The following is a 19282-nucleotide window of genomic DNA, read 5'->3' on the forward strand; positions in this document are numbered from 1 at the left end:
CCCACCTTTTTTAGCTTTGGATTACTGCCGGTGATCTCTTGGCTTGATGCTGCCGCCGGCATGGGATTACACTCATCTTATAAATACGGGAACCCTAAGCAAAATATGCAAGCGTTACCAATTAATCAGGGGCACCAAACCAGGAGAACAATGACGTTCTGCCGCCGCTCCCCCTTTTTAGGCATATGCTTACAAGGCAAGTGATATGAGTTAGTATTGCAGATAAGCAAAAAGGCCACTGTGCAAATACGCCGCTCTTCTTCCGGTGAACGGTTGCGTATGTGGGCAGTGGCCTGCATGAGGTGCTGAATCCCAGTCACCCGTGGGCGCTGAGAACCAGGCTTTGTAAAAAAACGGGAACATCAAATGTAATCCTGTATGCTGTATATCTGTATTAACTACTGTTGGCTGGCCGCGATAGCCTGCTCCAGATCATAGAGAATATCGTCGATGGCTTCCGTGCCGATGGAGAGCCGGATCAATTCCGGGGTTACTCCCGCTGTAATCTGCTCCGCATCCGATAGCTGCTGATGCGTGGTGCTTGCCGGATGGATAATCAGCGATTTGGAATCGCCGACATTAGCCAGGTGGGAGAACAGCTTTACGTTCTCAATCAGTTTAACACCGTTAGCCGCTCCACCCTTGATCCCAAAGGTGAGAATTGCCCCTTGTCCTTTAGGCAGATACTTCTGGGCCAGCTTATGGGATGGATGACTCGGCAACCCGGCATAGCTTACCCACTCTACAGCTTCATGCTGCTCTAAATACTGAGCCACCTTTAGCGCATTCTGGCTGTGGCGCTCCAGTCTCAGGTGCAGAGTCTCAAGCCCTTGCAGCAGCAGCCAGGAGTTGAACGGTGATATCGATGCGCCTAAGTCACGCAGCAATTGCACCCGTGCTTTGATGATATAGGCAATCGGACCGACTGCCTCCGTGTAGACCAGACCGTGGTAGCTAGGGTCCGGCTCAGTCAGGCCGGGGAATTTGCCGCTCGCTTTCCAATCGAACTTGCCGCTGTCCACAATCACGCCACCGATTGACGTGCCGTGCCCGCCAATGAATTTGGTGGCTGAATGGACAACGATGTCCGCCCCAAATTCAATCGGACGCAGCAAGTACGGACTCGGGAACGTATTATCTACAATCAGCGGGATTCCGTGCTCATGGGCGATCGCCGCCACGGCTTCGATATCCAGTACATTCCCCTGCGGATTGCCGATCGTTTCGGCATAAATCGCCTTCGTCTTGTCCGTGATCGCACTGCGGAAGTTCTCCGGGTTGTCGGAGTCCACAAAATGCACCTTAACTCCCAGCTTGGGAAGTGTTGTAGAGAACAGATTATAAGTGCCGCCATACAAACTTGCTGAAGAGACTATTTCATCTCCGGCCCCGGCAATATTGAGCACAGAAAAAGAGATCGCCGCTGCCCCGGAAGCTGTCGCAAGCGCACCCGCTCCGCCTTCAAGCGCGGCAAGCCGCTGCTCAAACACATCGGTGGTCGGATTCATAAGACGCGTATAAATATTGCCGAATTCCTTCAACCCAAACAAATTGGCCGCATGCTCGGCGTCACGGAATCCATAGGAAGTGGTCTGGTACAGCGGCACTGCACGTGCGAAGGTAGTTGGATCAATCTCCTGGCCTGCATGCACGGCTAACGTTTCAAAGGACAGCTTGCGGTCTTCTGACAATGGGTTTTCCTCCCTTTAAATGTGTAATGGTAAGCTTTAACAACTAAGAATTGTACCTATTCTCTCACAAACCATGTTATTTGGGAAGAAAAAATTCTCATTAATCCAATGTGATTTATTATCTCAGATAAAACCGTCGATCAGACTAATTCCGCACTGAAGAAACCGCTTGCATGAATGGATTTGAAAGTCTCTCCTAACCTTCACTGGCTCCTGCAAATCTCTCCCGCCGTAAATAAAAGTATACCAGATTGTCCACCAGTTCTTCCGCTCTACAGAACCCTAACGCAGCCAGCAGTCGAATGGATTTCTCATTCCCGGGGTCAACCGTAGCTTCGATAATTTCAAGCCCCATATGATCAGCGCCAATTTAGATTACAGGAATTAGCGTTTCGGTCATCAACCCCATGCCCCGGAACGCTCTGGAGAAATCACAACCAATTTCCGCCTTGCCCGGTGGACATGCCCTCCAGCAATGGTATCCGCTGGTTCCCGCAAGCTGCCCGCTCTGCTTATCGAATCCCCCGGCGGAGCCAGGGTCATGATGTGAAATTGGCTAATATCCTCGGCTTCGTAACCCCATTTTAACTCATTCCAAGATACTTTTCTCTCTCATCCCGCCAACTTGCCTGCATGTGACGAATTCAAAGGTGCCTTATCCTCTGCCCGCATCATGTATGTAGAATAGCTAATTGGAAAAAGGACACTTAATTTCTCCGAAAACAGCGATTATGAGGGTTTAAGTGGAAAAAGGAAACTTAATCAGGTCATATTCCCCTACAGAGAGCGAAATGAGCTAGAATAGTGATACTTTTTCCACTTAACCTGCAGAGCGCAGGGTAACTGACCCAATTAGTGGTATTTTTTCCACTTAACCCGCTAACAAAATCCTGGGAAGATACATTACTCTTCTACACCAACCCCTTGACGCTATCCATGTAGCCCGCATCCGCCGAATTCAAAAGCACTTTTACCTCTCATTTCACCATATCCCACGCATTCCCCACACCCGCTTACGTATCAGCGAACGTTATCTGCTAATTTCCACACACAAAAGGCCCCCGCCGCGAACGGCGGGGGGGGGCTGACAGGAACAATTGCCCCTTATGCTAACAGGAACGATTATTCCTCATGCTGACAGGAACGATTGTCCCTCAAAAGTTTAGTTATACGGTTCAAAGCCGGCTTCAGGCATCGTAACTGACCAGATAATGATGAAGCGCGGTATTATAGCTGCCAATGCTGTGTTCTATCAGCCGGCCTTCCCCGTCGTAGGAGTTGCGCAGGCGCTTGAGCACATGTGTGCCCGGAGGCAGCTCCAGCAGCAGACAGACTTCGGCAGCAGCCGGCTCCACAAAGAAGCGGTCTTTAAAATTCTCCAGCACGATGTTGTTCTCCTCCAGAGAGTCATAGAGCGATTGAATATCCGTGCTCATCTCCTTGGCTCCACCATCTGGCAGCGCAGCGGCAGTCAGGAAGTGCATCAGATGAATATACGGCTGTCCGTTCAGAATATAGAGACGTTCGATCCGCTGGCAGTAGGGTCCATACCGGTTGAATTCCTCCGTCCCGGCAGCATTCGCAATGAGCTTGGAGGACAGCAGCCTTTTTTCGAGCCTATGGCCTTCCTCGACCAGCAGCTCCGTAAATCTCTTGCCCTTGGAGAGCTTTTGATAAGAAGTATTGCGGGTAACTATCGTGCCGATGCCGCTTCGTTTCTGCACATAACCTTCCTGGGCCAGCTCCTGGACCGCGCCGCGGACTGTCATCTTGCTGACCCCGAATTCCTTTTCGAGCAGCGGCTCGGAAGGAATGATGCTGCCCAGCGGATAGATGCCGTGCAGAATCCGGTCTTTGAGGATTTTTTGGATCTGTTGATATAAAGGACCTTGCTTGCGTTTCAGGGACACGGGCCGTTCACTACCTTTCAACATCTAAGGTATGTTCCGACAGCGCCCGGAGCACCTCACCCTCTGTAAAAAGCGTAGTATCTCCTACAATGGTATGGGCCAGCATCGCCGCCGCCGCTGCCATATTGACCGTTTGCTGCGGCGGGTACTGCTGCAATTCCCCATGGATGACGGCACTGGCAAAAGCATCTCCGGCGCCGATCCGGTCAAGCACGGGAAAGGCCAGCTTCCGGGAAAACTCGAACCTGCCTTGATGATAAATATATCCGGTTAAAGAATGCGTATTGTTATCGTTAATCTCGCGGTGGGTTCCCGCTGCTGTTCCGATGCCGAAGCGCTTCACCACTTCGGGAATGGCATGCTTCAACTGTGTTATTCTATCATATTCTCCCGTTCCGATGCCAAGAATAAACCGCGCATCCTGCTCATTCATCATCACGGTATCCGCCAGCTGCAGCAGCTCTTCATAATGCGGGCGGGCAAGGGCATAGCCGTCCGGCCCCCAGAGCGACGGGCGGTAGTTGCAGTCAAAGACGACTTTGCCACCCGCGCTTTTCACCTCCGCAGCGAGCCGCTTCATCTGCCTGCGCACTTCATCATTCATAGCCAGCGTGATGCCGCACAAATGAAGGACATCTACACGGGAAGCCAGAGCAGCCATATCATAATTGCTCTCCGCTGCGGTGTTGAAGCTGCTCCCCAGCCGGTCTGTATAGGTGACCCTGCCGGGACGGACGCCGAAGCCATTTTCGAGAAAATACATCCCCAGATGTTTGCCGCCCCGGCTGACCAGAGACGTATCGATCCCCAGCTTGCGCAGATAAGCGACAGCCGCATCGCCAAGCGGAGTCTCCGGCAGAGTCGTAATGATGGCTCCGTTATGACCGTATCTGGCCAGCGCGGCCGTAACATTAACCCCGGTCCCGGAAAAAGAGTACTCCAGCCTGCTGCTCTGAACCAGCGTTTCATAGCCCGGCACCTGCAGCCGCATCATCACTTCGCCAAAAGCAGCAATCCTAGGCATATTGGTCCACCAGCGATTTCATGATACCAAGCAATCTGCGGACATCCTGCACGTTCGTATGGCCTGTGCCGGCATCAATAATGGAGGAATAGACATGCGGAATGACCTGCGGCACCCCTGCCTGAAGGGCAATTTCCAGAATCGGCCCGAAATTGTCCATATCGATGCCGCCTGTCGGCTCCAGGGCAAACCCGGCTTCTCCGCAGGCTGTAGCGACGGCACGGTACTCCTCCTCCAGCTTCAAGCCCTGCATGGGAAAATACTTGAGCGCATTGCCGCCCATATCCCGCACCAGGGCAATGGCGGCCTCCACGGGAACAATGGCCTGCGGTGTTATCCCCGAGCTGACAGGACCGGTTGATATGTTCACAAAACCCGCCTGCCCGCAGGGAGAAACCAGGCTGTTGATCCAGCTGTCCCAGGCTCCGAGATTGGCGCGGGTTGCCCCTACTGCCGGAAATACCTGGTTGATATGGCTTCCCGGATAGCTCTTCGCAATCTCCGCCACAACCGCCGCCTGGCGGTTGTCACCGGCTCCCAGGCCGATGGATACGGCATCCTGAATGTCCTGGCCGTATGCGGTCATGGCAGCGGCCGCTTCCTCTGCGGTGGCGTAATTTTTGGAGAGTACGCCAACCAGGACATGCCCTTCCGCAGCCGCAAAGACGTCTCTGGCATTCTCCATACTGCCTGCCAGCACATTAAGTGCGGCTCTGTTCCTGTACAAACGCTGCTGAATTTGACTCATTCTATTTGCCCTCCACAATTTCATGTATTCTGTCTATGATTACCTGAAGATCATCCCCTTGCAAAGACCGGGGATCGATATCGAAATATCCCTGCTTCACTCCATAGTCCCGTGTGTACACTGCAATTTCGCCCTCGCGCAGCTGGTCATTAACGGTTTTGGCATCCACTCCCGCAGCGGCGGCATCGATCTGGATGCGTCCCCGGAATATGGCTCTGCCCGCTTCATCCTGCACGATGCGGACCGAAACTCCGTGTAGTGTGCCCAGCGGCTGAAGCGCCTCAAGCGCTTTTTTCTCCACTTCACTGTTGTCAGGCTTGTCCTGGTATTCCTCCAGCGCCTGGAGCAGCCCGAAGGTGGTCTCTTTGCCGACTTTCATGCTGCGGCCGATCCCGTGCAGCTGTACCTTTACCCATTCGACATATTTTCGTTTGCCGGCAACGATTCCCGAGGTCGGGCCTTCAATGGCTTTGGAGCCGCTGTAGATGGCAAGATCGGAGTATTGGACATATTTAAGCAGATCCTCTTCCGCAGCCGCATCGACAATCAGCGGAACTCCGCTGCGCGCGGCAACCTCCCAGGCCTCTTCCACGGAAATCATGTTTTTTTGGACGGTATGATGGGATTTGACATAGAGTATGGCTGCGGTGCGTTCACAGATGGCTTGTTCAATATGCTCCTTACGGCCTTCGTTGGCATATCCCGCTTCAACCACCCGGCCGCCGCCCAGGAAAACCATCGTTTCCACAGGAGCACCGTACTGCACATTGTGGCCCTTCAGCATAATAATTTCATTCTTAAGCACAGGCTCCTGATGCAGGCGGAGGCTGAGCCGGGGATCACCGCCGGTTACGATGGCCGCCACCGACAGCGCAATGCCGCTGGATGCCGAATTCACGACAACCGCAGCCTCCGACCCGAGCAGCCGGGCAATATAATCCCCGGATTTATCCACGAGATCCGCGATTTCCACATACTGCTGTCCGCCTTGCTTCATCGCCTCCATGACGGTATCCGTCGGAGCAGAGACTCCGAGGATACTCATTCTCCCGCTGGCGTTAATTACGCGTTTCAGACCATATCTAGCATGTAATGAGTGACCCATTTGCAAAAACTCCTTTAGCCTCAATATAGTGGTCCGCAACCCGGACATCGCCTTCCGAATCCGTCAGTTCCTTCCGGCCTTCTTCCAGGGCAAACAGTGTCAGATTCGCCTGCTGTCCTACACTGATGCCTGCAAGCTCAGGCCTCTTAAGCCACAATGCCGCATTCCGGGTGACCGCATGGATAATCTCCTCCAGGCTGTAGCCCAGATAGAGAAATTTCGACAGCACATTTGACATGCTGTACACCGGCCCGTTCAGCCGGTTCCCCCGGTAGATATCCGTGCTGATCGTATTCAGTGGAATGCCCGCCTTCTTGGCCTGCCCGGCAATCCGGAAGGAAAAGCTTGCGGTGCCATGACCCACATCCAGATGAACTCCCTTTGCGACTGCCTCCAGCAGCCCTTGAAGCGGCGTGCCGTCCGCATGAAACAAATTATTGGACTTGCCGTTAAGATAATGGGTAATAACATCCCCCGGCTGCAGCAGTTCCAGCACTTCGGAGATTTCCGGCGGAGCGGAGCCGATATGCACCATCAGCGGAAGCTTCGTCTCACCGGACAGCGCCCGGGCCTGCTTGAGCGGCTGAATGCCGTTTTCTTTGACGACACTTTGACTTATGCGGGCCTTCAGCCCCACAATGAAATCAGGATAAGCCGCTGCCGCCTGCACAGCCTCATCCCGGTCAATCCATTCCAGCTGCGACAGCTCATCCGTACGCTCCAGACCAATCCGGGAGATATTCAGAAAAGCCAATACATTGGTAGCAGCGAGCAGGCTTCCAGCATAAAAAGCCCCGATCCGGTCCGCACCGCAGCTCCCGGCATCGACGATTGTTGTTACTCCCTGTTTGACACCAATTTCATCGATGTCATCGCCATAAGGATGCAGCTCAGGCACGGCATGTACATGCAAATCAATCCATCCGCTGGATACGTACAGCCCGGAGCCGTCCAGCATTGTCTTTCCTTCAGCCCGGCCTGCCGGTGTAATGGCGCTGATGATTCCGTCCCGGATGGCGATGTCAACCGTCCGCCCGTCAACCAGCTGCAAATTGCGCAGCACATTCTCTGTGCCCACTTGTTCCATCTCCTTCTCCATCCCCGGCTTCATAAATTAAAACCGGAGACTGCTTCAACTTAAAGATTATAATGTTATAATGTTTATATTAGCACAAGTATGATCCAGATGAGAACAGTGATTTAGAAATCCGCACATTTTAACACTGGAGGGACTGCTTAATGGTAAAGTTTGCACCCAAGTCAGCCTTGCTCACCACATTCCGGTTGAACTGGAATCATTTTAAATCAAAGCTGCTGCTGAAATACGCCTTTTCCTATATCCTTATGTTCCTGATTCCACTGACCGGCGTGACTATTTTCGTCTATGAGAATGCCGTGAAGGGCCTCCGTGTTGAAATTGAACAATCCAACGTCAACCAGCTCAATCAGGTAAAAAGCACCATCGATGCCCGGATGACTGAACTCCAGGAAATTTCGGGCAGAATCGCCTATGATAAGCATCTGACTCCATATATGGTCCGGCATCCCTATTACAGCCTGGAAGCAATTCAAGCGCTGGCGAACTACAAAGCCAGCAGCAGCATTGTGGAGGACCTCTTTCTTTATTTTCATGACGATGCCAACATTTATTCCTACCGCGGCCTGGCTGATCTTCATGTTACCTTCGATACCCTCTATCAGTTTGAGCATTGGACTCCGGAGGATTTACGGCAAGCCCTGAATGAAACCCGGCAGCCGTTGGTGCGCCCTGCTGAAAGCGTTACCGTCAATTCCCGGAAGGAACCCATGCTGGCCATGCTCGTTCCGGTGAAGCCGAATGATCCGTTTCCCTATGGAACGGTCCTGTACCTGATGAAAGAATCGAAGCTTACCGGAGTCATGGATTCCATCCTCAGCGATTTTTCGGGAAGCAGCTATATCTTTGGCGCCGGCGGCGAGGTGCTGACCGCGAACAGCCACGGCGTGAGCCTGCCCCGGGAGGAGCTGAGCACGTTATCCGCGCTCGAACCGGGTATTCATAATCTGGTGCTGGACGGTGAGCAGTATTCCGTCGTGTCTGTACAATCGGATGAAAATGGCTGGACCTATGTGACTACGATGCCGAGCTACCAGTTCTTCAGCCGTGTCGCCCATGTCCAGACTCTGATTCTGATTGTCTTCTGCATTACTGTGGTAACCGGCATCGCTGCCGCCCTGCTGCTGGCCAAGCGTCAGTACCATCCGATCAAGGACCTGATGGAATTCGCCAGACTGGGAAGCAGCGGCAATGACGCGCTCAAGACCCGCAATGAATGGGAATGGATCCGGCAGACGCTTCACGATTACAGCGCCAGGATTGATCTTCAGGAGCCATTCGTCCGCAATCAATGCATGCTGCTGCTGCTCAAGCACGGCAAGCCGGATGATCCCGAGATCGAGCAGATGATCCTCAGTGCAGGCTTCAGGCATCCGCAGGAGCAAGGGCTGTATTTTTCGGCTATTCTGTCATGGGATGACGCCGCGCCGGGCGGCAAGCCCTGGCATGAGCGCCATCTGCTGCAGGAAATTCTCAGCAACCTATGCCTGCCCGGTCCTGATGCCCAAATCTTCGGCGTCGAATTCTCGGCCAAGGACCAGTTTGCCCTGATTATTTCGCTTCCGGGCCATGAAGCCGGATCTGTCCAGAGCCGTATGGAGCAGGTTGTTGAAGCGATCCAGACCGTAATCCGCGACCACTCGCAGCTGGTGCCCAATATCGGTGTCGGTATGGCTTACCGGGACTTGGCGCGGGTCAATCAATCTTTTATCGAAGCTGCAGCCGCGCTGGAGCACCGGATGATCCGCCGCAGCGGATACGTGACGTATTTCGAGCAGCTGGCCGAACGGAACGCGCCCGCAGCGGACAATTTCTGGATTCCGCGCAAATCCATGCTGAAGCTGGAGCAAAGCCTCAAGCAGGGCAACGAATCCGTTGCCGTCCAAATGATTGCCGACACGATTGACACCATCAAGGATGAGCCGCTGCAAATTCATCTGCTGCGCTGCATCTGCTTTGATCTGCTGAACGCGTTTCTGCGCATTGCTTCGGAGCTTGGCATGGACGGCGTGTTCGCAGATATGCCGGGGCTGACCTCCTTCGAGACCCTTGAGGAGCTGGAAAGCAGGCTTCTGTCTCTGGCTGCTGCCATTTGCGGGCAGGTGGAGCGGAATACAGAGACTGGCGAATCTTCATTGATGGATGATATCCTGGCCTATGTGGACCAGCAGTTTGCGGACTATACGCTCAGCCTGGAGCATGTGGCGTTGAAGTTTGCCATTTCAACCTCTTATTTAAGCCGGAGCTTCAAAGAGAAGACCGGGACTAACTTCTCACAGTATATCTGGCAGCGCCGTGTGGATGAGGTGATCCGGCTGCTGGAGAATACCAGTGCGCCCCTCAAGGAAATCATTGAGCAGGTGGGTTACCTGGATGCGCCGAATTTCATCCGCAAGTTCAAAAAAGAAACCGGCCTGACGCCGGGACAGTACCGCAAGGACCATTCCTTGAAGCGTTCTGTGGCGAAAAGACCGGTATAAGTTGGCATAAGCCTCAGCCCTGCTTATTGCGCTTCCTGCAGGATATGCTCTACCAGTTCATCCAGGGGAACCGTCGCCAACGCAATCGCCGTATCCGTTACCCCGTAATAGATGTAGAGCAGCCCGTCCTTGACCACATTGCCGGTCGGAAAGATCACATTGGGAATCTGAAAACCAAATTTCTCGTAGTATGTTTCCGGCTCCATAATGAAATTATGCGTCCGGGCAATAATTTTCTCCGGCTGCTCCAAATCCAGCAGCATCGCCCCTACGCGGTAGACGATGTTCTCATCGACGCCGTGGTAGAGCACCAGCCACCCCTTGTCCGTGCGCACCGGCGGTGCCGAGCCTCCGATCTTCCGCGACTCCCAGGACAGATTCCCGGCGGTAGCAAGCAGCTTCGGTTCTTCCCAGTGAATGAGGTCCTCAGAATACGTAATCCACATGGCAGCCTTTTCGGTCCCGTAGGCTTCCCCCACGTATTCCTCCGGGCGGCGCAGCAGCACGAATTTGCCGCCTATTTTCTCAGGGAACAGAATATTGTCCCGGTCGTTGATATCCAGCGGTGTTGTGTCCGCCACGAACTCCCAATCCAGCAGGTTATCCGACTTCAGAATGGAGGACCGGGTCAGCCAATGGCCTTCCTCTTCTCCCCAGCCATCCGGGTATGTTGGAATGGAGCGCTCCGGGACGCCTGCCCCGGTCGGATAATAGCTCATGGCGCAGGGCCGCAGGGCGTAGTTCAGATAGAAGGTTCCGTCGATTTTGACAATCCGCGGGTCCTGCACACTGCCGTAAGGAAATCCCAGCATATCCGGCGTCACAATCGGCTCATCCTTCACATGGGTGAAGTTCACGCCATCCTCGCTCTCCAGCAGGCCCAGAAAGTTCTTGCATGGAGTCAGGGAACCGGCAGTGCGTTCGATCATATAGAATTTCCCGTTGTCGATAATAACTGCAGGATTGAAGACCGTAACCTTGCGCCATTCATAACCGCCCGGGACGACGATCGGGTTGCTCTTATGTCTTGTGATTTTCATATCTACTCCTCCTGCGAATGATGTTCGCGGTATAGTTTGACCGTCTGGACCTCATAAGGTTTAAAAGAAAGGGTTAGCGCTCCCCCGGCAGTATCCAGGGGTTCCGTCCCGCACTCCAGCAGATTTACCCGGCAGGCTCCGATATCCGCGGTCTGCCAATTTAGTGTGGCTGTACCTCTACCCCCTGTGGATTCGTAGAGCCTTACAATGATCCCGCTGCCGTCCTCCGCGTTCTTGATGGTATCAAGCACCACCGGCCCGCTCTGCAATCCCAGCCAGGCATAAGTGCTTGGATACCTGCCGGGATGAGGGTCCTCGCTGACCGCCAGCAGAGGTTCATTCAGCTCTGCCGCTGCCCGTACAACCTGTGCCTGCCGCCAATCCCCGGTATGCGGGTACAGGGAGTACGTAAACACATGCTCACCCCGGTCTGCCTGCCGGTCCGGCCAACGGGGTGAGCGCAGCAGTGACAGCCGCATGACTCCGTCATGAATGTCATAGCCGTATTTGCAGTCATTCAGCAGACTTGCACCATAGCCGCTCTCGGACAGATCTGCCCAGCGGTGGCCGCAGACCTCGAATTGGGCCTGCTCCCAGCTGGTATTGCGGTGGGTCGGACGCTCCAGCGCCCCGAACGGAATTTCATATGTGGCCTTGGCAGCCACAATATCCACCGGAAAAGCGGCCTTTAGCAGCTTATGCTCCTCTTTCCAGCTGACTCGGGTCTGGAAATCTACCCGGCGGCTGTGCCGGGGCAGGATGATTTCCTGTTCAATCAGCGACTGGTTCAATTGCCAGCGGAATTTCAGCACCGTCAGCACAGGTCCGCTGACAAGGACCTTCCGCTCCAGCAGCTCCGCCCGGCCCGCAGGCTGCTGCTCATAACGCGGGTCCAGATCCCAGGCATCCCATAGGGGAGGCGTATCATGGTAATATCGCAGCTGATTGCCGGTCTGACCGGGCGGAAGCAGCTCCCGTCCGGCGCTTTTGTCATACCAGCGGCTGATTTCCCCGTCTTCATTGAACTGAAGAATATAATATTCCGTCTCCCACAGGTCCGGAAAAGCGTCTCCGGCGCTGATCCCGGCCAGCCCGTTGACCGGTCCGGCTGCGCCTTCGGACGATTCCAGCAGAGCCTGTTCCGGCGTGATCGGCGGAGTTGGGGCCTGCGCTTGTGCAAGTGCTGGTACCGGGGCCGGTATCGGGGCTTGTCCCCTCCCTCGTTCCGCAGCTTCCCGCAGCCAGAATACCCGGCAGCCAAAGGCAGGGACCTTGCGGACGCGCACAACCAGCGTATATCTGCCGCTGTCTCCTTCCATGCTCCAGCATTCGCTGTCCAGCCGGCCCTCTTCATCAAAGGCCTGCACCGCAGCCAGGCTGCAGTCCCCCTCAAGCCGGATCAGCTCCGTCCGCTCCCAGCCCAGACTGTTGAAGGCCACGTAAGGACGGCCGGCACCCGAAGTATCCACCTTGCTTGCCAGGGCATGGAGAGACGTCTCCAGCACCTGCCGGCCCAGGCTGAAAACCTCGGCGTATTGCTCCCGTGACGTAGTGTAGACTTCAGAAATCGACGTACCGGGGATAATATCGTGGAACTGATTGAGCAGCATCAGCTTCCAGCCACCGTCAAGTTTCGGCTTCGCCTCCGCCTGTTCCAGAAGGCCCGCCTGTTCCGCCAGCACACTCCAGATTTCAGCCTGGCGGTACAAAATCTCTGCCTTACGGTTACTCCGCTTATTGTAGGCATGTGTTGTGAAGGTTCCACGGTGAAGCTCCAGATAGAGATCCCCATACCACTTGGGAAGCTCCGGCTGGCGGGCACCAATCTCTGAGAAAAAAGCCTCCGCCGTAGAGAACCCGCTGACCGGCTGGCCTGGCATCAGGTCCGTTCGGGCTACATACTCCAGCATTTCATGAGTGACGCCGCCCCCGCCGTCACCGTGTCCATAGAGCAGCATCAGTTCATTATGCCGGTCCTTCTGGGCATTGGACTGCCAGTGCTCCTGGACATCCTTCGGTCGGGTATGCTCGTTCACCCCATGATTCTGATAGGCTACGATCTTCGTTCCGTCAATGCCCACCCAGTGGAACAGTGTATGCGGGAAGGGGTTGGTATCATTCCAGCCCAGCTTGGTGGTCATGAAATAATCAATTCCGGCCTGCTTCAGCAGCTGTGGCAGGGACGCGCAATAGCCGAAGGTATCGGGCAGCCATTCAACCGTGGACCGCTTGCCGAATTCCTGCATATAGAAGCCTTGTCCATACAGCATCTGCCGCACCAGCGATTCCCCGCCGGGGATGTTCAGATCCGGCTCCACCCACATCCCTCCGACCAGCTCCCACCGCCCTTCGGCAATCCGGGCTTTGATCCGCTCATACAGTCCGGGATAATACGCCTTCGCGTAAGCATACAGCTGGGGCTGGCTCTGGGAGTAGCGGAAATCCGGGTATTTGTCCATCAATGCGCAGACCGTTGAGAAGGTGCGGCTGACCTTGCGCACCGTTTCCCGAATCGGCCACAGCCAGGCAATATCAATATGGGATTGCCCGACCATATGCATGATCCCTTCGGATGTCCCCGCAGACCGTTCCATAGACACCGCCGCACGCAGCCTCTCTTCAACCCCGGCGGCGGCATCGCCGCTGTACAGCAGATGCCCCTTCATATAGAGAGCATCCATGGCCTGCTCCAGCGCCTGCAGGGTACGTATGCGGCGCATATCGCCCTCAGGCAGCAGCAGAGCTGCTTCGTGTGCCGTCTTCACAGTATGCAGCAGGCTGTATACGGGAAGATGAACACGCACCAGCGAAATGGTGACCCCCTCCAGCGGCGGCTTGATCACCGCCTGGCGGTTCAACGGGTCCTCCGGCTCGGGCACCGGATCATAGAGCTCGATGTCCAGCGTAAGCTCACCCCCGGTACTGCCGGGGGGCAGCGAGATGAACCAGTGATTGCTGTCCAGGCCATGATAAGGCGCGCCATTAATGCTTAGGAGCCCTTCCCCGCGCCCGATATAGAGCAGTGCAGTCTCTTCCGGCGCCCAGCCTTCAGGGACCGCAACCTGCCGCTGAAGGAAATACGTGGTGCCGTAGCCGCCATCCAGCCGTGAAATCTTGTAATCCGGATGAAGCTCTTCTTCGTGCTCGTATACGCCCGGAGCGAGATAACGGGATTTGCGCAGTTTCCATTCCGTAAGCTCTATCCGTTCAGTCCACTGTCTCTCTGCAAGCCAGTCGATAAAGCGGTTTATACGCTTCATGGCTTAGCCCTCCTCCCGGACATGGAGCGGCGCGGTCAAATATTCTTCGGAGTGGGGCCCCACCATAAGGGTAAACTCCCCTTCCTCCACGATACGGGTCAGGTCTGCGGACACGTATTCCAGCTGTTCCCGGCCAACGCTGAACGTCACCGTCTGCGTATTCCCCGGCTCCAGGCGGATCTTGCGGAAGCCCTTAAGCTGCTTCTCGGGACGTGTAATCATGGATGCCAGATCTGAAATATATAACTGGACAACCTCGCTTCCCGCCCGGGTTCCCGTGTTGGTGACCTCAACGGATACAAGCGCTTCGCCATCCGCAGGAATGACGGCAGGCTGCACTCTCAGGTTGCTGTATCGGAATTCACTGAAGCTGAGGCCGTAGCCGAAAGGGTACTCGGCATTAAAATCCGACTCCAAATAGCGTTTGCCTCTCGTCCGCCGCTTGTAGTAATACACGGGAAGCTGGCCCACATGCTTGGGAATGCTGATGGTCAGGCGCCCGGAAGGGTTCACCTCGCCGAACAGAATATCGGCGATAGCATGTCCGCCCTCCTGTCCGGGGTACCAGGCTTCCAGGATGGCATCGGCATGCTCCGCAATCCATGGCTCGGCAATCGGGCGGCCGTTGATATAGACCACGATCAGCGGCTTGCCCAGCTTGCGGATCTCCTGCACCAGTTCAAGCTGCACGCCCATGAGGTTCAGCGTGGAACGGTCGATCCCCTCGCCGCATTCCATGTCGCTCCATGAATGTTCCGTCACCACCGAGGCACCGGTGAGCAGATCAATGGTGCCTTCGCCAAAATCCCTGGCACTGGAGCCGCCTATCGCCATGACGACGGCATCCGCCTCGGCTGCGCAGGCAAGCGCATGCGGGAAGCCTTCCCGGGAATCGCCCTTAATCCGGCAGCCCGGCGCATACAGCACTCTGTCCGGGTTGCCGCCCAGGGCACTGCGGATGCCGTCAAGTACGGTGACAACAGCCCCTTTGGGCTGCGGTGAGGTATAGTCGCCGAGCAGATTGTATGGCGCATCCGCATTAGGCCCAATAACCGCGACCCGCCTAATATTCTTGCTGAGCGGGAGCGTATCAGCCTCATTCTTCAGCATCACGATGCTTTCCCCTGCGATGCGGCGGGCCAGCGCGCGGTGCTCCGGCCGGCCAATCACCTGCCCAGCCCGCTCTGGATCAGCATAGGGACGGTCGAACAGCCCCAGCTTGAACTTCAGCTCCAGAATACGGGCGGCTGCCCGGTCCAGGTCGGATGCCTTCAGCCGCCCATGGCTGATGGCGGCGGACAGATGCTTCTCGAACATTTCCCCCGACATCTCCATATCGATGCCGGCCAGCAGCGCCTGGGCTACCGCAGCCTCACCGCTGTCCGCCGTGTTATGCCCGCTTGTCAGCATCCCCAGCGCTCCACAATCCGTGATGACGAAGCCTTCAAAACCCCATTGCTCTCTCAGCACATCCTGGAGCAGATAACGGTTGGTGGTGCAGGGAACCCCGTCAATCTCGTTATAGGCGGTCATAATGGATAACGCTCCAGCCTCCACCGCTTTGCGGAAGGGCAGGAGGTCCACCTCATGCAGCTCGCGAAGCCCCATATGCACGGGCGCGGAATTCCGTCCCCCTTCCGAGCTGCCATAGGCAGCAAAATGCTTCAGGGTGGCCATAACGGAATCCTCCCCATCGAGCCGTTCCCCCTGCAGTCCTTTCACCGCTTCTACACCCATGGCGGCGATGAGAAACGGGTCTTCGCCAAAAGTCTCCTCCGTTCTTCCCCAGCGGGGATCACGCACCACATCCAGCACCGGCGAATAAGTCGCCGCTCCGCCTTGACTGCGGGTCTCCAGTGCAACAGCCCGGCACATTTCCCGGTACAATTCAGGGTTCCACATACTGCCCAGAGCCAGCGGTACGGGAAATACAGTAGCGCCGATAGCCATATGCCCGTGCGAGCATTCCTCCCCGAACAGGATAGGAATCCCCAGGCGGCTCTCCTTCATGGCATAAGCCTGAATGGCGTTGACTGTCTCTGCCCCTTCCTTCGGAGACAGCCCGGTGTCCAGCGTCACGCCCGTCCAGGGGTCTGCGCGCAGGGTTCCATACAGCGAACCCACGCCGCCGCTGGCGATCCGGCGTTTGAAGGCTTCCGTCATGCCGGCAGTTCCGTCCGGGCGCTTCTCATAGCACTGCCACCCGAAAGGCTGGACTAATTGTCCAGCCTTCTCCGCAAGTGTCATGCGCGGCAGCAGATCCCGTACCCGATCTTCCACAGAGCATGTCTTATCCTTATAGATCATTTCTACAGCACCTTTCTGCTAACATGGCATGTCTTAGTTGGATTTCCAGCGGTCATAGGCGGCCTGGTTGATTTCGGCTACACGCTCTCCGCCCATTTTTTTGACGGTCGCCACATAATTATCCCAGCCCGTAAGCGGCTCGGCACCGGTGATGAATTTTGCCTCCATCTGCTTCACATACGTGCTCAGATCCGAATTCAGACTGCTGATTTCGGTCTGCTCTTCCACGGTAAGGAACAAGGCCGGGAATGGAATCCGTGCGCCTTTGTCCAGAAGCTTCTGCTTGGTCTCCTGCTCCACCCAGAGGTCGAAGTCTGTTTTCAGCCCTTTGTTAATATCATCCATGGACAGGGTTGGAGCCGGGATGCCATAGTTCGGTGTCAAGGTGGCCCGGAAGTCTTCCATTTCCTTACCGTCCGGCACAGGCAGGTACTGCTTGACCCGGTTCTCTTTATCCGTGTATTCCCAGAGCGTCCCCTCCGGCCCTTTATTGAAGAACAGCGCACCTTCGTAGGAGTAGAGATAATCTACCCACCGCATGGAGGCCTCCGGCTGCGGATTGCTCTCCGTAATGGCGAAGGCGCCGGTTGTAATCCCTCTGTTCTTGGCAATCGCCGGTGCGGCGACCGATTCGCTTCTCACTGGCGCAAACATCGGATCTGCGGTTGACTGCTCTCCGCCTTTGGTCATATAAGCATGCCAGTCGGAGAACAGGGCGACGCGGTTGTTCTGCGCCTTGGCCTTCTTCTGCTCCGCTGTCTGGGAGAAGCTCTCATGATCCAGCAGTTCCTCGGACCACAAACGGTTCATGTAGGTCAGATACTCCTTGTAGCCTTCCTCAAGCGGCGTATAGTGTACTTTGTCGGCATCATCTACATAGATTTCTTCTTCATAAATGCCGAAGGCGCCCAGCAGCCACGTGCGGATATCGCGCAGGTTCGCAGCGGCCGTCGTAACAGAAGAAATCGGAATTTCGTCCGCAACGCCATTGCCGTTTGGATCTTCCTCCTTGACCCGCTTCAGGTAGGTGTACAGCTCTTCCGTCGTTTCAGGCAGCTTGTCGATATTGAGCGCTTTCAGGAAATCCCCGTTGTACCACATCGGGTTACGGTACCAGTGCTGGCTGAGTTCTACCACCGGCAAAGAGTAGATATGCCCGTCCGGGGCAGTGATCGATTTGCGGACATCGGGGTTATCCTCCAGCAGTGCTTTGAAGTTCGGGGCATATTCATCGATCAGATCCTCCAGCGGAATCAGAATGCCCTGCTCCCCATAATTCATCTGCTCGGCAGTCGTCAGCCCGGCAGCATAAAAAATATCCGGGTAATCCCCGCTGGCAAACACCAGATTCTTCTTGGTCTCGAAGCTGTCTTTCGGCGCATTCTGGTATTCCAGCGTAATGCCGGTCATCTCCTGCATCTGCTGAAGCACAGGCATGTTCTCCCAGTTCTGAATCCCCACATCCGGTGCCATCATCGTCAATGTAACCGGCTCAGTAACAATCGGGAAGCCTTCCTTGTTCACTGTGATGTTGCCGTTGCCTTTGCCGTTGCCGGTACCGCTGTTCGCTTCCCCCTCATTGGATGAGCCGCAGCCTGCCAGCAGTGTCAGGATCATGGTCCCGGACAGCAGCAGCTTCCATGGTTTGCGTGTGGTCTTTTGCATAGATGATTCCTCCCTTATTATCATTACATTTTAACCGCTTACCCTTTTACAGAGCCAATCATGACCCCTTGGACAAAGTAACGCTGCAAAAACGGATAGACAGCCACAATGGGCAGTGTAGAGACGACAATGACTCCATATTTGATCAGCGATGCTGTCTCCGCCTTCGAGTTCATGGCCATGGCCACTTCGCCGTTAATCGCGGCACCTGTAGTCTCAGCCGACATTTCCTGAAGGACAAGAATCTGGCGCAGAACCATCTGCAGCGGATACTTGGCTTCGTCATTGAGATAGATCAGGGATGGAAAATAACTGTTCCAGTGGCCTACGCCATAGAATAGAGCCATTACAGCCACAATCGGTGCCGACAGCGGCAGAATAATGCGGATAAACAGCTTCAGATTGGTACAGCCGTCAATATGCGCCGCTTCCTGGAGCTCCTTCGGGATGGTCGTCTGAAAAAAGGTGCGGGCCACGACGATATTCCAGACCGAAGCGGCAACAGGCAGAATCAAAGCACCCATGCTGTTGATAAGGCCCAGGTTCTTGACCAGCAGATAAGTCGGCACCAGTCCTCCGCTGAAGAACATCGTGAACAGAATGAAGGCCATGAACAGCTGGCGCCCGACAAAATCCGATCTGCTGAGCGCATACGAGGCCGGCAGGGTGACCGCCAGATTAAGCAGAGTTCCCAGCACCGTGTAAATAATTGTGTTCAAATAACCATTCCATATCTTCGGATTCTCAAAAACAAGCTTATAACCGTCCAGTGTCACATTCTTGGGGAACAGCCACATGGCTCCCGAATTGACGTCCTGCGGCGAGCTGATCGAAGCGCTGAGAATATAGACCAGCGGATAGACGACAACCACCAGCGCAAGGCACAGGTAGACATAGGTGCTGATCAGAAACAGCTTGTCTCCCCTGGATTCTTTCATGGCAGTAACCAAAGACTT

13 protein-coding genes are annotated in these 19282 nt (G+C 55.3%); 1 reads left to right on the plus strand and 12 read right to left on the minus strand.

Annotated elements, in window-relative coordinates; translation table 11 throughout:
• Nucleotides 1–398: 398 nt before the first annotated feature.
• From PRIO_RS29340 to PRIO_RS29365, 7 genes are all read right to left on the minus strand, one after another.
• Nucleotides 399–1691, minus strand: a complete 1293-nt coding sequence (locus PRIO_RS29340) for a homocysteine synthase (protein ID WP_020429547.1) — start codon at nucleotides 1689–1691, stop codon at nucleotides 399–401.
• 196 nt (nucleotides 1692–1887) lie between these two features.
• Nucleotides 1888–2046 carry a GNAT family N-acetyltransferase gene (locus PRIO_RS36305; protein WP_167345680.1) on the minus strand — a complete coding sequence of 53 codons (159 nt, stop codon included), beginning with the start codon at nucleotides 2044–2046 and terminating at the stop codon, nucleotides 1888–1890.
• 832 nt (nucleotides 2047–2878) lie between these two features.
• Nucleotides 2879–3601, minus strand: a complete 723-nt coding sequence (locus PRIO_RS29345; protein WP_020429546.1) for a GntR family transcriptional regulator — start codon at nucleotides 3599–3601, stop codon at nucleotides 2879–2881.
• 10 nt (nucleotides 3602–3611) lie between these two features.
• Nucleotides 3612–4625: a sugar kinase gene (locus PRIO_RS29350; protein ID WP_046505809.1), complete on the minus strand. Its 1014-nt coding sequence runs from the start codon at nucleotides 4623–4625 to the stop codon at nucleotides 3612–3614.
• Nucleotides 4618–5373 carry a 2-dehydro-3-deoxy-phosphogluconate aldolase gene (gene dagF, locus PRIO_RS29355; RefSeq protein ID WP_020429544.1) on the minus strand — a complete coding sequence of 252 codons (756 nt, stop codon included), beginning with the start codon at nucleotides 5371–5373 and terminating at the stop codon, nucleotides 4618–4620. Before dagF ends, PRIO_RS29350 begins: the two co-directional genes overlap by 8 nt.
• Nucleotide 5374: 1 nt before the next feature.
• On the minus strand, nucleotides 5375–6478 hold the full coding sequence (locus PRIO_RS29360; protein ID WP_039789217.1) for a DgaE family pyridoxal phosphate-dependent ammonia lyase: 1104 nt from the start codon (nucleotides 6476–6478) through the stop codon (nucleotides 5375–5377).
• Entirely contained in the window at nucleotides 6456–7556 is a 1101-nt protein-coding gene (locus PRIO_RS29365) for an amidohydrolase/deacetylase family metallohydrolase (protein WP_020429542.1), read from the minus strand. The genes PRIO_RS29360 and PRIO_RS29365 overlap by 23 nt, the downstream gene beginning before the upstream one ends.
• A gap of 161 nt (nucleotides 7557–7717) precedes the next feature.
• On the opposite strand from PRIO_RS29365, the gene PRIO_RS29370 reads away from it, so the two are divergent.
• Nucleotides 7718–10054: a helix-turn-helix domain-containing protein gene (locus PRIO_RS29370; protein ID WP_020429541.1), complete on the plus strand. Its 2337-nt coding sequence runs from the start codon at nucleotides 7718–7720 to the stop codon at nucleotides 10052–10054.
• Between the two features lie 23 nt (nucleotides 10055–10077).
• Here the strand turns inward: PRIO_RS29370 and PRIO_RS29375 are convergent, their stop codons facing one another.
• Genes PRIO_RS29375 through PRIO_RS29395 form a run of 5 tightly spaced genes read right to left on the minus strand, consistent with a single transcriptional unit; the run spans nucleotide 10078 to nucleotide 19276 of the window.
• Entirely contained in the window at nucleotides 10078–11094 is a 1017-nt protein-coding gene (locus PRIO_RS29375; protein ID WP_020429540.1) for a glycoside hydrolase family 130 protein, read from the minus strand.
• A 2-nt stretch (nucleotides 11095–11096) separates the two neighbouring features.
• Nucleotides 11097–14354: an alpha-mannosidase gene (locus PRIO_RS29380; RefSeq protein WP_020429539.1), complete on the minus strand. Its 3258-nt coding sequence runs from the start codon at nucleotides 14352–14354 to the stop codon at nucleotides 11097–11099.
• 3 nt (nucleotides 14355–14357) lie between these two features.
• Nucleotides 14358–16661 carry a glycoside hydrolase family 3 N-terminal domain-containing protein gene (locus PRIO_RS29385; RefSeq protein ID WP_020429538.1) on the minus strand — a complete coding sequence of 768 codons (2304 nt, stop codon included), beginning with the start codon at nucleotides 16659–16661 and terminating at the stop codon, nucleotides 14358–14360.
• A gap of 33 nt (nucleotides 16662–16694) precedes the next feature.
• Nucleotides 16695–18326, minus strand: a complete 1632-nt coding sequence (locus PRIO_RS29390) for an extracellular solute-binding protein (RefSeq protein ID WP_020429537.1) — start codon at nucleotides 18324–18326, stop codon at nucleotides 16695–16697.
• 38 nt (nucleotides 18327–18364) lie between these two features.
• Nucleotides 18365–19276, minus strand: a complete 912-nt coding sequence (locus tag PRIO_RS29395) for a carbohydrate ABC transporter permease (RefSeq protein WP_020429536.1) — start codon at nucleotides 19274–19276, stop codon at nucleotides 18365–18367.
• Between the last annotated feature and the right edge of the window lie 6 nt (nucleotides 19277–19282).

The organism is Paenibacillus riograndensis SBR5 (genome assembly GCF_000981585.1).
Lineage (GTDB): Bacteria > Bacillota > Bacilli > Paenibacillales > Paenibacillaceae > Paenibacillus_AQ > Paenibacillus_AQ riograndensis.